Annotated in this window: 16 protein-coding genes; 5 read left to right on the plus strand and 11 right to left on the minus strand. The window is 75.5% G+C overall.

Annotated features, from left to right (window positions below):
• Positions 1-15 precede the first annotated feature (15 nt).
• On the plus strand, positions 16-3,186 hold the full coding sequence (locus ACH34T_RS11790) for a DUF4132 domain-containing protein (protein WP_395992069.1): 3,171 nt from the start codon (positions 16-18) through the stop codon (positions 3,184-3,186).
• Between the two features lie 22 nt (positions 3,187-3,208).
• Here the strand turns inward: ACH34T_RS11790 and ACH34T_RS11795 are convergent, their stop codons facing one another.
• The 3 genes from ACH34T_RS11795 to ACH34T_RS11805 are packed head-to-tail and all read right to left on the minus strand — an operon-like array spanning position 3,209 to position 4,654.
• Complete coding sequence (locus ACH34T_RS11795) at positions 3,209-3,679, minus strand: SRPBCC family protein (RefSeq protein WP_395992140.1); 471 nt, start codon at positions 3,677-3,679, stop codon at positions 3,209-3,211.
• Positions 3,676-4,317 (minus strand): TIGR03086 family metal-binding protein, encoded by a 642-nt coding sequence (locus ACH34T_RS11800; RefSeq protein WP_395992070.1) that lies wholly within the window; start codon positions 4,315-4,317, stop codon positions 3,676-3,678. The genes ACH34T_RS11795 and ACH34T_RS11800 overlap by 4 nt, the downstream gene beginning before the upstream one ends.
• Positions 4,310-4,654, minus strand: coding sequence for an ArsR/SmtB family transcription factor (locus tag ACH34T_RS11805; protein WP_395992071.1), 345 nt, complete (start codon positions 4,652-4,654; stop codon positions 4,310-4,312). Before ACH34T_RS11805 ends, ACH34T_RS11800 begins: the two co-directional genes overlap by 8 nt.
• Positions 4,655-4,824: 170 nt before the next feature.
• On the opposite strand from ACH34T_RS11805, the gene ACH34T_RS11810 reads away from it, so the two are divergent.
• Positions 4,825-6,045: an AI-2E family transporter gene (locus ACH34T_RS11810; protein ID WP_395992072.1), complete on the plus strand. Its 1,221-nt coding sequence runs from the start codon at positions 4,825-4,827 to the stop codon at positions 6,043-6,045.
• 17 nt (positions 6,046-6,062) lie between these two features.
• Positions 6,063-6,398, plus strand: coding sequence for a hypothetical protein (locus ACH34T_RS11815; RefSeq protein ID WP_395992073.1), 336 nt, complete (start codon positions 6,063-6,065; stop codon positions 6,396-6,398).
• A gap of 487 nt (positions 6,399-6,885) precedes the next feature.
• On the opposite strand, the gene ACH34T_RS11820 is transcribed toward ACH34T_RS11815, so the two are convergent.
• Complete coding sequence (locus tag ACH34T_RS11820) at positions 6,886-7,389, minus strand: protein kinase (RefSeq protein WP_395992074.1); 504 nt, start codon at positions 7,387-7,389, stop codon at positions 6,886-6,888.
• A gap of 204 nt (positions 7,390-7,593) precedes the next feature.
• On the opposite strand from ACH34T_RS11820, the gene ACH34T_RS11825 reads away from it, so the two are divergent.
• Positions 7,594-9,543 (plus strand): glycoside hydrolase family 3 protein, encoded by a 1,950-nt coding sequence (locus ACH34T_RS11825; protein WP_395992075.1) that lies wholly within the window; start codon positions 7,594-7,596, stop codon positions 9,541-9,543.
• Positions 9,544-9,603: 60 nt separating this feature from the next.
• On the opposite strand, the gene ACH34T_RS11830 is transcribed toward ACH34T_RS11825, so the two are convergent.
• Positions 9,604-10,353: an alpha/beta fold hydrolase gene (locus ACH34T_RS11830; protein WP_395992076.1), complete on the minus strand. Its 750-nt coding sequence runs from the start codon at positions 10,351-10,353 to the stop codon at positions 9,604-9,606.
• Positions 10,354-10,434: 81 nt separating this feature from the next.
• Between ACH34T_RS11830 and ACH34T_RS11835 the strand changes: the two genes are divergently transcribed.
• Positions 10,435-11,421: a helix-turn-helix transcriptional regulator gene (locus ACH34T_RS11835; protein ID WP_395992077.1), complete on the plus strand. Its 987-nt coding sequence runs from the start codon at positions 10,435-10,437 to the stop codon at positions 11,419-11,421.
• Between the two features lie 56 nt (positions 11,422-11,477).
• Here the strand turns inward: ACH34T_RS11835 and ACH34T_RS11840 are convergent, their stop codons facing one another.
• The 6 genes from ACH34T_RS11840 to ACH34T_RS11865 form a co-directional block, all read right to left on the minus strand.
• Positions 11,478-12,044 (minus strand): GNAT family N-acetyltransferase, encoded by a 567-nt coding sequence (locus tag ACH34T_RS11840; RefSeq protein WP_395992078.1) that lies wholly within the window; start codon positions 12,042-12,044, stop codon positions 11,478-11,480.
• 53 nt (positions 12,045-12,097) lie between these two features.
• Positions 12,098-13,123: a YihY/virulence factor BrkB family protein gene (locus ACH34T_RS11845; protein ID WP_395992079.1), complete on the minus strand. Its 1,026-nt coding sequence runs from the start codon at positions 13,121-13,123 to the stop codon at positions 12,098-12,100.
• Positions 13,124-13,140: 17 nt separating this feature from the next.
• Entirely contained in the window at positions 13,141-13,665 is a 525-nt protein-coding gene (locus tag ACH34T_RS11850; RefSeq protein WP_395992080.1) for a DUF3618 domain-containing protein, read from the minus strand.
• Positions 13,662-14,168 carry a phage holin family protein gene (locus ACH34T_RS11855; RefSeq protein WP_395992081.1) on the minus strand — a complete coding sequence of 169 codons (507 nt, stop codon included), beginning with the start codon at positions 14,166-14,168 and terminating at the stop codon, positions 13,662-13,664. Before ACH34T_RS11855 ends, ACH34T_RS11850 begins: the two co-directional genes overlap by 4 nt.
• Before the next feature lie 179 nt (positions 14,169-14,347).
• Positions 14,348-15,472 (minus strand): AAA family ATPase, encoded by a 1,125-nt coding sequence (locus ACH34T_RS11860; protein ID WP_395992082.1) that lies wholly within the window; start codon positions 15,470-15,472, stop codon positions 14,348-14,350.
• A complete protein-coding gene (locus ACH34T_RS11865) occupies positions 15,456-16,244 on the minus strand; it encodes an RNA ligase family protein (protein WP_395992083.1) in 789 nt (262 codons plus the stop codon). Before ACH34T_RS11865 ends, ACH34T_RS11860 begins: the two co-directional genes overlap by 17 nt.
• Positions 16,245-16,311 lie beyond the last annotated feature (67 nt).

A 16,311-nucleotide genomic window follows, 5' to 3' on the forward strand; every position in this document is an offset into this window, starting at 1 on the left:
CTACCGTGAGGCGGCATGGACGAGGACACCCTGACGATCCCGGCGACCTGGCGGCGCCGCCTGCACCCCCGGCGCGGCGGCGCCCCCTGCCCCGCGATCACCATCGACCCCGCGGCCGCCGGCGCGCTCCGCGGCGCGATCGACGCCCACGCCGCGGACCTGGAGGAAACGCTCGGCGACCCCCGCAGCGACCCGGCCCTCGTCGCGGCCACCCGCCGCTACCTGGCCGGGGACGACGACCCGCTCGGCGCGTCGGTGGCAGCGCAGATCGCGATCCGCCGCGAGAACTGGCGGGACGACCCGCACACCGCGCTGGTCGACGCGTGGTGCGCCCGGCACGGCGCCGCGTTCGCCGCCGAGGCGATCACCGGACTCGGACGCGCCGAACCCGCCTGGCGGACGACCGGCGACAGCGGCGCCGGCGAGTCGTGGGTGGCGCCCCGCGACCCCGACCGGCAGGAATACGGCCCCTGGTGGACGATGCGGCGCACCCTGCGGCGGATGCGGGCCGTCCTCGCCGCCGCCGGCGACGCCGAGTACGAGCGCGCCGTCACGCGGCTGCGGGCGCGCCGCGAAGACCCCCTGACGCGGCTCCTCACCGCCTACCTGGCGCCGACCCGGCAGGACTGGGTGGACGAGTGCGTCGCCGACAGGGCGGGCGTGCCCGGCACGTGGAACACCGACTGGATACTGCTGTGCTCGGTGCAGTCCGCCGCGCAGCTGACGGCGCTGGGCGGCGTCGGCTGGTCCCTGTCCCAGGTCGACGTGGCGACCAGCGTCGTGGACGGCGTCGGCGCCGCCGCCGCCCCGTTCCTCGCCGACGGCTACGACACCGCCCACCACGCCCAGAGCCGCCGGAACGCCGCCGAACTGCTGGCGATCCTGCCGACCGACGAGGCGTTCCAGGCGCTGCTGGACCGCGCAGGCAAGGACCCGGCCGGCAAAGACCGTGCTGGCAAGGACCGCGTCCGGCCCGCGCTGGCGGCGGCGGCGAAACGGTTCCCCGTCCGCGCGGCGCGGCTGCTGCGGGACGCCGCGTCCGGCACGGGCACACCCGCCAGGACCGCCGCCGAACTGCTGGCAGAGCACCTGACCACCCACCCCCACCTGGCCGGGGGGACACCGGCGGCGCGGATCCCCGGCGCCCCGCCCCAAGCGCTGCCCGCGTCGCTGACGAACCCGCCGTGGAAACGCGGCCGCCCGCCCCGCCAGACCGTGATCGGCGGGCTGGCCGCGCCCGGCGGCGGCGCCGTCCGGTGGGCGGACGGCGAACGCGAGACCTGGAGCCGGAACTCGCCCCACTGGCCGGACCAGGACGCCGCCCGCAACATCGCCGACTACCGGGCGGGACGCCTCGGCCACTGGTGGAGCCACAGGGTCGTCGCGGCCCGCTACGAGCTGGACGCCGTCCCGCTCCTGCTCGACGCCGCCAGGAGCGCACCGGCCGAGCACGGCGAGATCCTGCTGCCGTTCCTGACCCCGCGGATCGCCGCGCTGATGGCCGACTGGGCGTTCCGGCTGAAGTCGATGCGGCCCCTCGCGCACGCCTGGTTCGCGCGGCACGGGACCGCCGCCGCCGTCCAGCTGATCCCGGCGGCGCTCGGCCCCGCCGGCAAGGCACGGCAGGCGGCGCAGGTCGCGCTGCTGCACATCGCCCGGACAGAAGGCGACGCGGCCGTCGAGGACGCGGCGCGCACCTACGGGCAGGAGGCGGCCGCCGCCGTCGCGGCGCTGCTGGAGGCCGACGTGTTCGACCTCGTCCCCGTCCGCGCCCCCAAGATCGGCGATTGGGCCGACCCGGCGCTGCTGCCGCAGGTCCTGCTGTCCGGCCGCGACCGGGCCCTGCCGGAGGCGGCGACGCGGACCCTGCTGGCGACGCTCGCGCTGCTGCCGCCGGGCGGCGGGCGCCCCGAGGTGTCCGGCGTCCTGGACGCCTGCGACACCGCGTCCCTCGCCGCGTTCTCCTGGGCGCTGTTCGAACGCTGGGAGGCCGCCGGGCACCCCGCCAAGGACGGCTGGGCGCTCACCCAGCTCGGCCTGCTCGGCGGCGACGACGCCGCCCGCCGCCTCACCCCGCTGATCCGCGCCTGGCCGGGGCAGAGCCGCCACCAGAACGCCGCCGCCGGGCTGGACGTCCTCGCCGAGATCGGCACCGACGTCGCGCTGACGCACCTGCACGGCATCTCCCAGAAACTCCGGTTCAAGGCCCTGCGGGACCAGGCGCGCGAGAAGATCCACCAGATCGCCGGCGTGCTCGGCCTGTCGCGCGACGAGCTCGCCGACCGCATCGTCCCCGGGCTCGGCCTGGACGACGCCGGGACCCTCGTCCTGGACTACGGGCCGCGCCGCTTCACCGTCGGGTTCGACGAACTGCTCAAACCGTACGTCCTGGACGGCGACGGCAAGGCGCGGGCCTCCCTGCCGAGACCCGGCGCCAAGGACGACCCCGACCTGGCCCCCGCCGCCTACAAGCGGTTCGCCGCGCTGCGCAAGGACGTCCGCGCCGTCGCCGCCGGACAGGTGCTCCGGCTGGAGACCGCGATGATCGAGCGGCGGACCTGGACGGCGCCCGACTTCCGGCGGCTGCTGGCGTCCCATCCGCTGCTGCGGCACATCGTCCGCCGCCTCGTCTGGACCACCGGCGAGACCGCCCGCGACGGGACCGCCCGCGACGGGGCCACGTTCCGGGTCGCCGAGGACGGCACGTTCGCCGACGCCGACGACGACGCCTACACCCTGCCCGACACCGCGACGGTCCGCCTCGCCCACCCCCTGGACCCGCCCGGCGCGCTGGCCGCGTGGGCGCGGGTGTTCGCCGACTACGAGATCGCGCAGCCGTTCCCGCAGCTGGACCGGCCCGTCCACGCGCTCACCGCGCGGGAGCGCGACACCGGGAACCTGGACCGCTTCGAGGGGACGAAGGTCCCGCTGGGACGGCTCCTCGGCCTGGAGCGGCGCGGCTGGGAGCACGAGACCCCCGCCGACGCGGGCATCGTCGACGGGATGTCACGCGACCTGCCCGGCGGCGGCACGGCCACCCTCAGGTTCGAGCCCGCGGTCGCGATCGGCGACCGCGACCCCGCCGCGGAGGTCGCGATCAGCGTGTGGATCTCCGACGCCGCCGCGCTCGACGCGATCACCGCCTCCGAACTGCTCGCCGAACTCACCGCCGCGACCGGCGCCTGACACCGCCGTCACCCATCGTCCGTCACCCGTCTTCCAGGCCGCGCAGGACGTCGTCGAGACGGTCGTAGCCCTCGGCGACGCCGCGGTCCATGGGGGACTCGATGACCAGGTCCCGGATCCGCCGCGAGTCGAACAGGAACGTCGTGGTCAGCGTGGTCGTCCCGGCCCGCTCGGCGAACTCGTGGGTCACCACGGCCCGCCCCGGGTACCAGGCGTCGTCGAACGCCTCGGTGTAGACCAGCCGCGCCGGCGGGTCGACCTCGCGGTAGACGCCGCCGGCGGCCATGCCCGCCCCGTCCGGCCCCGCCCACACGAACCGCCAGGCGCCGCCGACCCGCAGGTCGATCGCGGCGGACACCACGTCCCAGCCGTGCGCGCCGTACCAGCGCCTGACCAGGCCGGGCTCGGTCCAGGCGCGGAAGACCAGCGCGCGGGGCGCGGCGAAGTCCCGCGTCATGACGATCGCGCGGTCGGAGGGGACGGCGACCGTCACGGCCGCCAACGCGGATCCCTGCCGATGAAGCCGAGCAGGCGGTCCTGCGGCGGCGCGTCCGCGCCGACCTTCACCTCCGGGCCGAACACCTCGACGCCCGGGCCGAACGCCCCCGGCGTCCGCAGCATCCGCATCGTCTCCTCCGGGATGGCGCCGACGCCCGACAGCGCCTCCTCGACGTCGGCCGGGTCGATCGTGTCGTCCTGCCCGGTGGCCTTGGCCAGGTCCCAGCCGTGCAGCGGCAGGTCCTGGCTGACGACCTGGTCGATGTGCTGCAGCGCCGTCAGCCGCCCCGAGGGGGTGTCGCACTCCTGCCCGTACAGGGCGGGGTCGGCGAGGACGGCCTCCACGTCGGCGCGCGCGGCGCGGAACGCGGCGGCGGGGTCGTCGGCGACCGCCGGCGCCGCGCTGAGGCTCCGGCCGAGCGGGGTCAGCATCACCCCGTGCATGTCGACGATGTGCTGGACGACGTCCGCCGCCGTCCACTTCTCGCACGGCGACCGGTTCCCCCACTGCCCCTCGCGGACGGCGTCGACCTTGGCGCCGAACGCGTCGGCGCGGCGCCGGTAGCGCGCCGCGATCCGCTCGGCGCCGGACGCGTCGGCCCGCTGCCAGTACTGCTCCTCGAACTCACCCATCGTCGGCCTCCTTCAGCTCGTCGAGCAGGATGTCCAGGTTCTGGAAGCGGTCCTCCCAGAACGCGCGGTAGTTCTCCAGCCAGGTGGCCGCGTCCTTCAGCGGCCCGGGCCGCAGGCGGCAGGGCCGCCGCTGGGCGTCGCGGCCCCGCGTGATCAGCCCCGCCCGCTCCAGGACCTTCAGGTGCTTGGACACGGCGGGCTGGCTCATGGCGAACGGCGCGGCCAGCTCCGCCACCGAGGCCTCGCCGGCGCGCAGCCGCGCCAGGATCGCGCGGCGCGTCGGATCGGCCAGCGCCGCGAACGTGGCGTCGAGCGCGCCCGTGGCGACCTCGCTCACACGACCATCCCCTTCCCTTACCAGGGTTGTTAACCTAATGGTTCTATAACCGTGTGGTCAAGGACCCGGGTCGTCCGGGCGGGTGCGGCGGCTGAAATCCCGGCAAAGGTTGCGCCTTGCGCGGGGCGGGCGCGCCCGGCCGGGCGGGGCGGCGCGGCTAGCGTGCGGGGATGCCGCAGACGCCGGGCGACAGCGCCGCCTACGCGCCCGCAGACCTCCCGCCCGACGCCCCCGCCGCACCGCCCGCCACGGGGCTGGGCGCGGCCGGGCGGGACGGCGCCGTCCCGCCCGGCCGGATGCCGCCGTGGCTGCCGAAGGCGTTCCTGCTCGCCGGTGCGGTCGTGCTGGCGTTCATGGGCGGGCTGTGGCTCCTGGAACGGCTCAGGGAACTGCTGCTGCTCCTGCTGACCTCGCTGTTCCTGGCGTTCGCGATCGAGCCCGCCGTCAACTGGCTGGCCCGGCGCGGCTGGCGGCGCGGCCCCGCGACCGCCGTGATGTTCCTGGTCGTCGGCGTGCTCGCCGGCGGGTTCCTCGGCGGCATCGGGTCGCTGCTGGCCACCCAGGCGATGAACCTCATCGACGGGTTCCCCGGCTACGTCCGGCACCTGATCGGCTGGATCAACTCCACGTTCGGGACGAACCTGTCGCAGGACACCCTGTTCCAGCGGCTCCCCACCGTGACCGACACGCTGTCGCGGCACCTGTCGTCCGTCGCGGGGAACGTGTGGGGGATCGGCGCGACCGCGTTCGGCGTCATCTTCAAGGGCCTCGGGGTGCTGCTGTTCACGTTCTACCTTTCCGCCGAGGGCCCGCAGTTCCGCCGGACGGTGTGCTCCCTGCTCCCGCCGAGGCGGCAGCGGCAGGTGCTGTGGGCGTGGGAGATCGCCGTCGAGAAGACCGGCGGCTACATCTACTCGCGGGCGCTGCTGGCGCTGATCTCCGGCGTCGCGCACTACATCGCCATGATCGGGCTCGGCGTCCCCTACGCCGCGACGCTGGCGCTGTGGGTGGGCGTGGTGTCGCAGTTCATCCCCGCCGTCGGGACCTACCTGGCGGGCGCGGTGCCGGTGCTGATCGCGCTGACCGTCGCGCCGTCGACCGCGCTGTGGATGCTGCTGTTCGTCGCCGCCTACCAGCAGCTGGAGAACTACCTGCTGCAGCCCCGCATCACCGCCCGCACCCTGGACATGCACCCCGCCGTCGCGTTCGGGCTGATCCTGGCCGGCGCGGCCGTCATGGGCCCGATCGGGGTGGTGCTGGCCCTGCCCGCCGGCGCCAGCCTCCAGGCGTTCGCGGGCGCCTACATCCGGCGCTACGACGTCGAGGAGCACCCGCTCACCGAACCGGACGCGCCCGCCGGCGCGATCTGGCGGTGGCTGCGCCGCAAGTGATCCTCTACCGTCGGGGCATGGCGGAGTTCGCGCGGCGGAACCGGTGGCTGCTGCTCCTGGTCGCCGCCGCGGTGACCGCCTCCGCCGCCTGGCACCTGACCGGCGCCGGCCCCGAACGCGTCGACTGGCTGCCCCCGCGCGCCACCGGCCAGGACTGGTACCCCGTCTGCGAGGGGACCGCGTTAACCCGCGCCGCCGCCTACCGCGGCGACGGGCCGCACCCGATCGTCACCGGCGCCGACGAGGTGTGCCCCCGCTACGGCTCGGAACGGGAGGTGCTGTATCGGTCGGGGATTCTGCCGTCGCAGTACCGGGCGGTGCTGGCCCCCTACGTCGAGGGCGCGGCACGCTGAACGCGCGCCGCCGTCCGCCCGCCCGTCCCTCCGTCCGGCCCGTGAACGGGCCCGCGAGGCGGGCCGCGGGCGGGCTCGCCGTCCAGGTCGGCGTGCGGCGCGGGGCGCGGGCCGCGAGTGGCGCCAGCGTCACCGCCGTCCACGCCGCCGCGGCCGCCGGCGCCCACGCCACCGGCGCGCCGGTCACCGCGAACTTCACCAGCACCGCCGTGACCATCCCCAGCGCGGCCAGCACCGCCGCCCACCACCCCCGCCGGTCCCGGCGCGCCGGACGGATCAGCGCCACCGCCGTCACCGCCGAGAGGCCCAGCGCCCACGCCAGCCGCGGCCAGTACGGCGCCGGGACCGGCGGGGGTGCACGCCAGCGCCGCCACCCCGGCCATGACCGCCAGCACGGCCGCCAGCCGCAGCAGCGCAGGGTCGCCGCTCACCCGCCCCGGCGCCCACGGCGGGAGCGCGTCGCCCGGCCCGTGCCGCAGCCCCGGGATCAACACTCGCCCCGCAGCACGCACGGCGGCAGCGACGGCGTGAACCCCGGCGGCGACAGCAGCCGCGACGGGTCCAGGGTCGGCATCCGCGGGAACGTCGGCGCCGGCTCGGGCGTGGGCGTCCCCGCGCGGGGCGCCACGGTCGGCACCACCTCGGCCGGCGGGACCGGCGCGGCCTCGCGGAGCGTGATGCCGTCGATCAGCTCCATCACGATCCACGGCCGTCCGCCGTCGACGAGGACGTCGTGCACCGCCACGATCGACTCGTGCTCCAGCAGCGCCGCAGCCCGCGCCTCCCGCACCGTCCGCGTCATCAGCCGCCGCCGCTCCGCGGGCTCCAGGTCGTCGGGGAGCAGCAGCTCCTTCACCGCGACCGGACGCCGCAGCTCGCCGTCCAGGGCCTCCCACACCCGGCCCATGCCGCCGCGTCCGAGCTCGCGCACCAGCCGGTAGCGGCCGCCGATCTCCACGGTGTCGTCGGGCGGGCCGGCGGACAGGTCCACGGGTTCACGCTCCGGCGGGGGGCTCCTCGGACGATCGTGGAACAGGCTGACCGGCGCGCCCCGGACGAAGTGATCATCTGCCCTGTATCGGCCACCGGGCGGCGTCCGCCGAGGGCGGGGCGGTGGACGGGCGCGCGGCGCGGGGTTAACTTGCCAGGAGGACCTTGATCGTCGGGACTTGCTCGGGGGCGGGAGGGAGCCGACATGTACCGTTCCCGCACGCCCGGGCGCCGGCGCGCCCGCCGCTTTCTCGGCGGCCTCGCCGGCCTCACCGCCGGGACGCTCGCCGTGACCGCGCTCAGCGCGCCCGCCGACGCGCGGGCCGGCGACGCGCGGGCCGGCGACGCGCGGGCCGGCGACGCGCGGGCCGGCGACCGGCACGGCCGGGACCCGCACCTGGCGCGGATCCTGCGGTCGATGACGCTGGAGGAGAAGGCCGCGCAGCTGTTCGTCCTGCAGATCCACGGCAAGAGCGCCGACACCGCCGAGCCCGCCGCCGTCGCCGCCAACCGCCGCCTGTACGGGGTCGACAACGCCGCGCAGGTCATGGCCCGCTACCGGCCCGGCGGGTTCATCTACTACGGCGAGAACGTCACCGACCCGCACCAGCTCGCCGCGTTCTCCAACGGCATCCAGCGCGCCGCGCTCGCGCCGCCGGGTTGTTCCGGGGGGTGCGAGGGGACGTCCCCCAGCAGGAGCCCGCAGCGGATCCCCGCGACGATCGCGATCGACCAGGAGGGCGGCATCGTCGCCCGCGTCCAGCCGCCCGCCACCCAGTCGCCCGGCGCGATGGCGCTGGCCGCCGGGCGCCGCACCGGCGACGCCCGCGCCCTGGCCCGCATCACCGGACGGGAGCTGCGCGCCATCGGCGTCAACCAGGACTACGCGCCCGACGCCGACGTCAACGTCAACCCCGCCAACCCCGTCATCGGCGTGCGGTCCTTCGGGTCCGACCCCGGGCTGGTGTCGTCCATGGTCACCGCGCAGATCGGCGGGTACGCGTCGGCGGGCGTGACCCCGACCGTCAAGCACTTCCCCGGGCACGGCGACACCACCACCGACAGCCACACCGGCGTCCCGGAGATCGACCACACCCGCGCGGAGTGGGAGCGGCTCGACCTGCCGCCGTTCCGCGCCGCCATCGCCCGCGGCGTCGACTCGATCATGACCGCGCACATCGTGGTGAAGTCGCTGGACCCCTCCGGCGACCCCGCCACCCTGTCGCGGCCCATCCTCACCGGCATCCTGCGCGACCGGCTGCACTACCGCGGCGTCGTCGTCACCGACGCGCTCGACATGGACGGCGTCCGCGCCAAGTACGGCGACGAGCGCGTCCCCGTCCTCGCCCTCAAGGCCGGCGTCGACGTCCTGCTCAAACCACCCGCCGACGCCGACGGCACCGGCGTGTTCCCCCGCCAGCTCGCCGCCGTCGTCGCCGCCGTGAAGTCCGGCGAGCTCACCGAGAGGCGGATCGACGAGTCGGTGTACCGGATCCTGGAGCTCAAGCACAGGCGCGGCCTGTTCCGCGACCCCTACGCCGACGAGTCCGAGGTCGGCGACGTGGTCGGCGCGGCCGCGCACCTGGCCGCCGCGCAGCGCGCCGCCGACCGCACCACCACCCTGGTCGCGAACGGCGCGGGCGTCCTGCCGCTGCGGCCCGGCGCGCGCGACGTGCTCGTCACCGGGTGGGGCGCCGGCGCCACCGCGGCGCTCGGCACCGAGCTCGCCCGCCGCGGCGCCACGGCCACCGTCCGGCAGACCGGCCTCAGCCCCGGCCGGGCCCAGATCGACCAGGCCGTCGCCGCCGCCGAGGGCCAGGACCTCCTCGTCGCCGTCACCAACCGCGCCTGGGACGTCAAGGACGAGCCCGGCCACAACGGGCCCGGGCAGGCCGACCTGGTCAAGGCCCTCGTCGGCACCGGCAAGCCCGTCATCGTCGTCGCCGTCCGCGACCCCTACGACATCGCCTGGTTCCCCGAGGCCGACACCTACCTGGCCACCTACTCCTACACCGCCGAGGCGCTGCGGTCGGCCGGCAAGGCGATGTTCGGCGAGCTGGACCCGCGCGGGCGGCTGCCCGTCACGATCCCCGTCCGCGACGACCCCGGCACCGTCCTCTACCCGTTCGGCCACGGCCTCCGCTACCACCGCTGACCGCCCCGGCGGGCGATCAGCGGGATCCGCGCCCAGCACAGCACGCCTAGTCGAGTGCGGCTAGTCGAGTGCGGCGAGTTCGTCCAGGAGGGCGGCCAGCTCGCGCGGCTTGGAGAACATCGGCCAGTGGCCGGTCGGCAGCTCCCGGTAGGTCCAGCCGGGGCCGGTCATCGCCGAGAAGATCGGGTGGCCGTCCTCGCCCATCCGCCGCACCGCCGCGAGCGGGATCGTGGTCGCGATCAGCGTGCGGGGCGTGTCCGGCAGCGGGTCGGGACGCGCGGCGGGCTGCGTGGCCGTGCCGAACGGCTGCGGCGTGCCGCGCTCGCGCATCTCGGCGAGCCGCTCCCCGCTCAGGCCGGCGAGGTTGACCGGGTCGGCGTCCGGGTCGAACGGCGGCACCGGGATCCGCCACCCCTCGCCCTCCTCGGCGACCTGCTTCTCCAGCGCCGCGCGCGCCTCGGGATCGTGGAAGTCGATCCCGGCCAGGCCCGTCGGCATCGGCCCGGTGTCGACGTAGACGACCCGGGCGATCCGGTCCGGGACCCGGTCGGCCGCGGCGGTCGCGGCCATGTTCGCGCCGCTGTGCGCGACCAGGACGACGCCGGTCAGCCCGCCGTCCTCGACGACCTTGAGGATGTCGGCGGCGTGGGTGTCGACGTCGACGTCCGGGGACGCCTCGCCCGCCCGCTCCGCCACCCCCGCCGGCGTCACCGCGTGCACGTCGTGGCCGGCGGCGCGCAGCGGCGCCGCGACCTCGTCCCACGCCCAGGCGCCCAGCCAGTATCCGGGGACCAGTACGAACGTCGCCATGTCAGCCGTCCTTTCTCGGTGGTGTCACCACACGCTACGGTCGATACCGGACAGAACCCGCCCGGATTAGGTGAGCGACCCATGTCACACTCGGCGCCGCCGGGGTCGTCGCATCCGACGACCCGTGTCCTTGCCATGCTCGAACTGCTGCAGGCCAACCACCGCATGCGCGGCGGGGACCTGGCGCGGCGGCTCGGCGTGGACGAGCGCACCGTCCGCCGCTACGCCGCGCGGCTTGAGGACCTCGGCGTCCCCGTCGTCGCCGAACGCGGCCGCCACGGCGGCTACCGCCTCATGCCCGGCTACAAGCTCCCGCCGCTCATGCTCACCGACGACGAGGCCACCGCCGTCGTCCTCGGGCTGCTGGCCGGACGGCGGATCGGGCTGCCGGGGCAGGCCACCGAGAGCGCCCTGGCCAAGGTCCAGCGCGTGCTGCCCGCCGCGCTGCGCGACCGCGTCCAGGCGCTGCGCGACACGCTCGGGTTCACCGCCCCGGACCGCGCCGCCGCCTCCCGCGGCGCGGCCGCGCCCGACACCGGCGCCGTCCTCACCCTCGCCGCCGCCGCGCGGGAACGGCGCCGCGTCCGGCTGCGGTACCGGTCGTGGCGCGACACCGAGACCGAACGCGACCTGGACCCCTACGGGCTGGTGTTCCACTCCGGCCGCTGGTACGTCACCGGCCACGACCACCGCAGCGGCGAGATCCGCACCTTCCGCGTCGACCGGGTCGTGTCCGCCGAGCCGGGCGCCGCCCGCTTCGAGGTCCCCGGCGGCGTCGACCCCGTCCAGCACGTCGTCCGGTCGCTGGCGCGCGTCCCGTACGCGCACGAGGTCGAGGTGCTGCTGGAGACCACCCTCGCCGAGGCGCGGCGCCGCATCCCCGCCGCCACCGCCGCCCTCACCGAGGACGCCGGGGGAGTGCTCATGGTCACGCGCGCGGAGCGGCTGGACGGGATGGCGCGGATGCTCGCCGGGCTCGGGTTCCCGTTCACGATCCGCCGCCCGGCCGAACTGCGCGGCCACGTCCGCGACCTCGCGCGGACCCTGGAAGAGCAGGCCGGACGCTGACCCGCCGCCTTCAGGGCTAGACGGCGCCGAGTTCGCGCCGGGTTCGCGCCGGGGGGTCAGGAGTCGGTGCGGGCGTCCCACTCGTGCCGCAGCATCGCGTACACGACCTCGTCGCTCCACTCGCCCTTGACGATCTCGTTCTGCACCAGATGCGCCTCGCGGCGCATCCCGAGCCGCTCCAGCACCCGGGCGGACGCGGCGTTGCGGCCGTCCAGCCGCCCGCACACGCGGTGCAGGTCCAGGCCCTCGAACCCGAGCCGCAGCACGACCTCGGCGGCCTCGGTCGCGAACCCCTTGCCGTGGAAGTCGGGATTGAAGATGTAGCCGATCTCGCCCTGCCGGTGCTCCCTGCTGCGCCACTGCAGGTTGACCTCGCCGATCAGGTCGCCGGTCTCGCGCCACACCACCGCCAGGACGAGCCAGTCGCCCTCCTTCTCCACGGTCGCCGCGCCCATCTTCTGCTGGAGGAACTCCCGCGACTCCTCCAGGTTCCGCGGCTCCCAGTACAGGAACCGCGCCACCTCGGGCAGCGACTGGTAGGCGAACAGGCCCTCAAGGTCGCCCTCGCGGAACGGCCGCAGGGTCAGCCGCTCGGTCTCGATCGGGTAAGCCGGACGCAGCATGCGATGATCCTATTCATCGTGTCCGGTCTTGTGCGACCCGTGATCCCCGCAGATTAGGCCCGGCTCGCGCCGTCCCCGGCGCGCGGCCCGCCGCGAGATCCGCCGCCGGGTTCGCCGCTCCGCTCCTCGGCTACGCCCGTCGCGCGGCGCTCGTCGTCGTCGAACCCGCGGGTGTCGCGGAACTCCACGTAAGGCTCGTCACCGGGACGCGCCCCGCCCGCGACGGCGCGGCCGCGCTCCAGCTCGGCGTTCAGCTCGGCGCCCAGCAGGATCGCCAGGTTCGTGATCCACAGCCACACCAGGAACACGATGATCCCCGCGAGGCTGCCGTAGGTCTTGTTGTAGGACGAGAACCCCGACACGTACAGCGCGAACAGGCCCGACGCCGCCAGCCACAGCACGATCGCCAGGACGCCGCCCGGCGTGACCCACCGGAACCGGCGCCTGGCGTTCGGCGCCGCCCAGTACAGCAGCGAGAACAGGAACGCGACCACGATCAGCAGCACCGGCCACTTGGCGATGTTCCAGATCGTGACCGCCTGCGAGCCGAGCCCGAGCAGGTCGCCGGCCTCGCGGGCCAGCGGCCCCGACACCACCACCGCGATCACCGACGCCGACAGCAGCACCAGCGTCACCAGCGTGATCACGACGCGGAGCGGGACGGTCTTCCAGAACGGGCGCCCCTCCGGGATGTCGTAGACGACGTTGGACGCGCGCATGAAGGCGCCCACGTACCCCGACGCCGACCAGATCGCCGCCGCCAGGCTCACCAGCGCGACGATCCCGGCGCCGGCGCGGTTGCCCTGCAGCTGGGTGATGGAGGTGATCAGCAGCTGCTTCACCGACCCGGGCGCCAGGTCGCCGACGCTGGCGATGAGGTCCTGCGTCACCGACCGCCCGGCCAGGCCCACCAGGGACACCACCACCAGCATCGCCGGGAAGATCGACAGGACGGAGTAGTAGGTGAGCGCGGCGGCCCAGTCCGACAGGTTGTCCTTCTGGTACTCGCCGGCCGTGCGTTTCAGGGCCCGTCCCCACGAGGCGGCGGGCAGGTCGGTGGGTGCGCCGGGTGCGCCCATGGCCAGGGTCCCTCCGATCAGAAGATCGAGCGGCGTCGGCGCCGCACCTGCACGGCCCCCCGCCGACCGCCGCGGAACCGGACTCGCAGCGGCACGCGCCCCCCGCGCCCCCCGCGCAGGCCGCTGACGCCGCGCAGGCCACGACTCCCGCGGCCACCGCGCAGGCCGCTGCCGCTGAGACCGCGCAGGCCGCTGATGCCGTGGTGTCCGTGGCGGCCGCGGTGCGGCACGGGGGAGGGCCACCGTGTCCTGGACGAGCGGCGCCGCCGCACCCACACCGCCGCCAGCGCGAGCGCGCCCGCCGACGCGACCACGATCCCGCCGCGCCTGGCCTGCTCGCCGGCGCCGGCGTCGCGGGCGGACGCGGCCGACTCCCGCGCCCTCTCCCGCGCCCGCGCGATCTTCTCCCTGGCCATCGCCTTCACGTCGGCCTTGGCGGCGAGCAGCTCCACCGTCTCGCCGAGGTCGTGCCGCGCCCGGTCGACCTCCTGCCGCAGCTCCGCCGTCCCCGCGTCGGCGCCGTGCTTGCCCTGCGTCGTCATCGGTGCGTCGCCCTCTCCTTGAGCTCGGCCACGGCCTGCCGGGCCCCGTCCATCGCCTGCTCCGGTTTGGCGGGCGTGGCCTTCCTGGTCTGCGCGCGGCCCAAGATCGCCAGGACGCCCGCGACCAGCATCAGGAACCCGCCGATGATCAGCGCCGCCGCCCACACCGGCAGCGCCACCGCGATCGCGGCGACCGCCGCCGCGAGCAGCACCGCCAGCCCGTACAGCGCCACCAGGGCGGCGCCGCCGAACATCCCGGCGCCGGTCCCGGCGTGGCGGCCCTTGTCCTTCAGCTCCGCCACCGCCAGGCGCAGCTCGGCGCGCATCAGCTCCGACACCTGCTGCGCGGCCTGCCGGACCAGTTCGCCGGTCCCCGGTTCGCGGCGGCCCCCGTCGACCTCGGGGGCGTGCGCGTAGTCGTGCCTGTAGGCGCCCGCGGACACGGCCCCGGTCCCGGGCCCGGTCTCGGTCTCGCCGTCATGTGCCGGCCGCACGATGCTCATGGCCTCCGGCCCCCTCCGCGTGTCAGCTCGTCTGCAAGCCTGGGTCTCGCCTGCAAGCCTGCTAGAGCCGTTCCCCCTGCTCGCCGCCTAAACGTGCCGGCGCCCGGGCCGCGGGTGATCGGCCCGGACCAGGGCGGCACCCACGAAACCGCAGGTCAGGCAGTGGAAGGGGGCGCGGGTCAGGCGGTGGTGAGCCAGTGGACGCGGTGGGCCTCGGTCGGGTCCGGGGTCTCCCAGCGGCGGACGAGCCGGTCGATCACCGCGTCGGGCACCGGCGCCGCCCGTCCCCGGTTGCGGTCGCGGACCACGCGCGGCGGCGCCTCCAGCGCGACGACCTCGACCCGTCCCCGGTACCCGGCGATGAGGCCGGTGCACGCCTCGCGCTGCGTCCGCGACACGTTGGTGGCGTTCCACACGAACGACCGCCCGGCGCGCAGATGCTCGCGGGCCAGGTCGTGCGCGGCGGCGGCCACGGCGCGCTGGTCCCCGGCCGGGGACACGCCCAGCTCGGCGCGCACCCGGTCCAGGGAGACGACCGGGACGCCGGGGCGGTTCGCGGCGATCCAGTGGTCCTTGCCGACGCCCGGCAGCCCCGACAGGACGGTCGCGGTCAGGCGCGTGTCGTCGTAGGCGGCGTAGCCGGGGTCGCGTCCCGGCTTGCGGAAGTACCAGAACCGGGCGTGCTCGGACGGGAACGCGCGCGGCCCGTCCAGGCAGTCCTGCTCGGCGCAGTACTCCCCGTACAGGCCGACGTTCTCCAGCAACTCGCCGGCGTCGGGGCAGACGCGGCCGAGGATGTCGGCCGACGCCAGCAGCACCAGGTCGTCGTTGCGGGCCAGCAGGCTGACGCGGAACGCGATCTGCTGCAGGTCGGGGCGCTCCAGCGCCCAGAACGGCACCTGGTGGTGGCGGATCAGCGCGGCGACGTGCTCGCGCCACGCCACGGGCGCGTCCAGCTCCCACAGGATCCGGCGCACCATCAGGTCGCCGCGCCGCGAGTGGCCGCGCGCGGTGATCCGCCCCTCGCCGTCGATGGCGGTGCAGTGCGGCTTGGCGATGTCGTGCATCAGCACGGTCGCGAACAGCCGCACCCGCTCGCCGTGCGGACGCTCCCGCCACTGCGGCAGCGACGCCAGCGCCTCGCACGCCATCCGGGTGTGGGTCTCCACGTCGCCCTCGCCGTGGAAGACGGCGTCCTGCGGGACGCCCGCCATGTCGCGGACCCAGCCGAACGCGTCCCGGATCCGCTCCCAGTCGAGGTCCCAGTGCGGCGGCGCGGGGCACAGCTCATCGAACACCCGCATACAGCACCTCCGGGTCGGCGAGGCCGTTGGCGACGATGGGACGCTCCTGCCAGTGGGTCCCCGCGTCCAGGATCGCGGTCAGGAAGCTCGGCCGGACCCACTTGTAGCGGTCGACGGTCTTCCCGTCCTCCTCCACCTTGATGTAGAGGCCCTCCATCTCGTCGGAGGCGTCGCTCTCCGCGGCGACCCGGGCCGGGTCGGCGCCGCCCGCCTCCGCAGCCGCGCGCAGCGCGTCCCGCCAGGCCGGGGTCCGGCAGGTGGACGGCCCGGCGAACGCGGTCAGCGCCGCCACGTCCGCCAGCGGCCCCTCGTGCAGGACGGGCACCGGCACCACCGGCGTCCCGTCGAGCAGGTCGCGGCGCGCCGCCGTGGACAGGAACGTCCCGTCCGACTGGTCCAGGACGTCGAACTCGCAGAAATAGTGGGGGAGCGCGTCGTAGAAGACGGTGTGCTTGGCGTACAGCCACTCCCCGTACAGGACGTACCGGTCGCCCAGCCGTTCCCGCAGCACGTGCTGGACGGACGCGGCCCACGCCTTCAGCGGCCCGAACTGCCGCTCGCGCGGCCCGCCCGTCAGGAAGTGGCCGCGGCTCTGCAGCCGCAGCTCGCCGCCGGAGGTGAAGCTGATGCCGGCGTTGGCGCCGTCGAGCTTCTCCTCCACCACCAGGTACCTCCCGGCGATCGCCGCGAACGGCACGGACGCGAGGTCGTGGTCGCCCGGCTGGAGCCGGGAGCCCTCGATGTGCCGGGTCCGGGGGTACTTGCGGAGCATGCCGACCGTTCTAACGAACGCCGCCGCCACTGCCAACCGGTTTTCGCGCCAGAGCGGCCCCGGCGCA

It is taken from the genome of Actinomadura sp. 9N215 (assembly GCF_044326345.1).
Classification (GTDB): domain Bacteria; phylum Actinomycetota; class Actinomycetes; order Streptosporangiales; family Streptosporangiaceae; genus Spirillospora.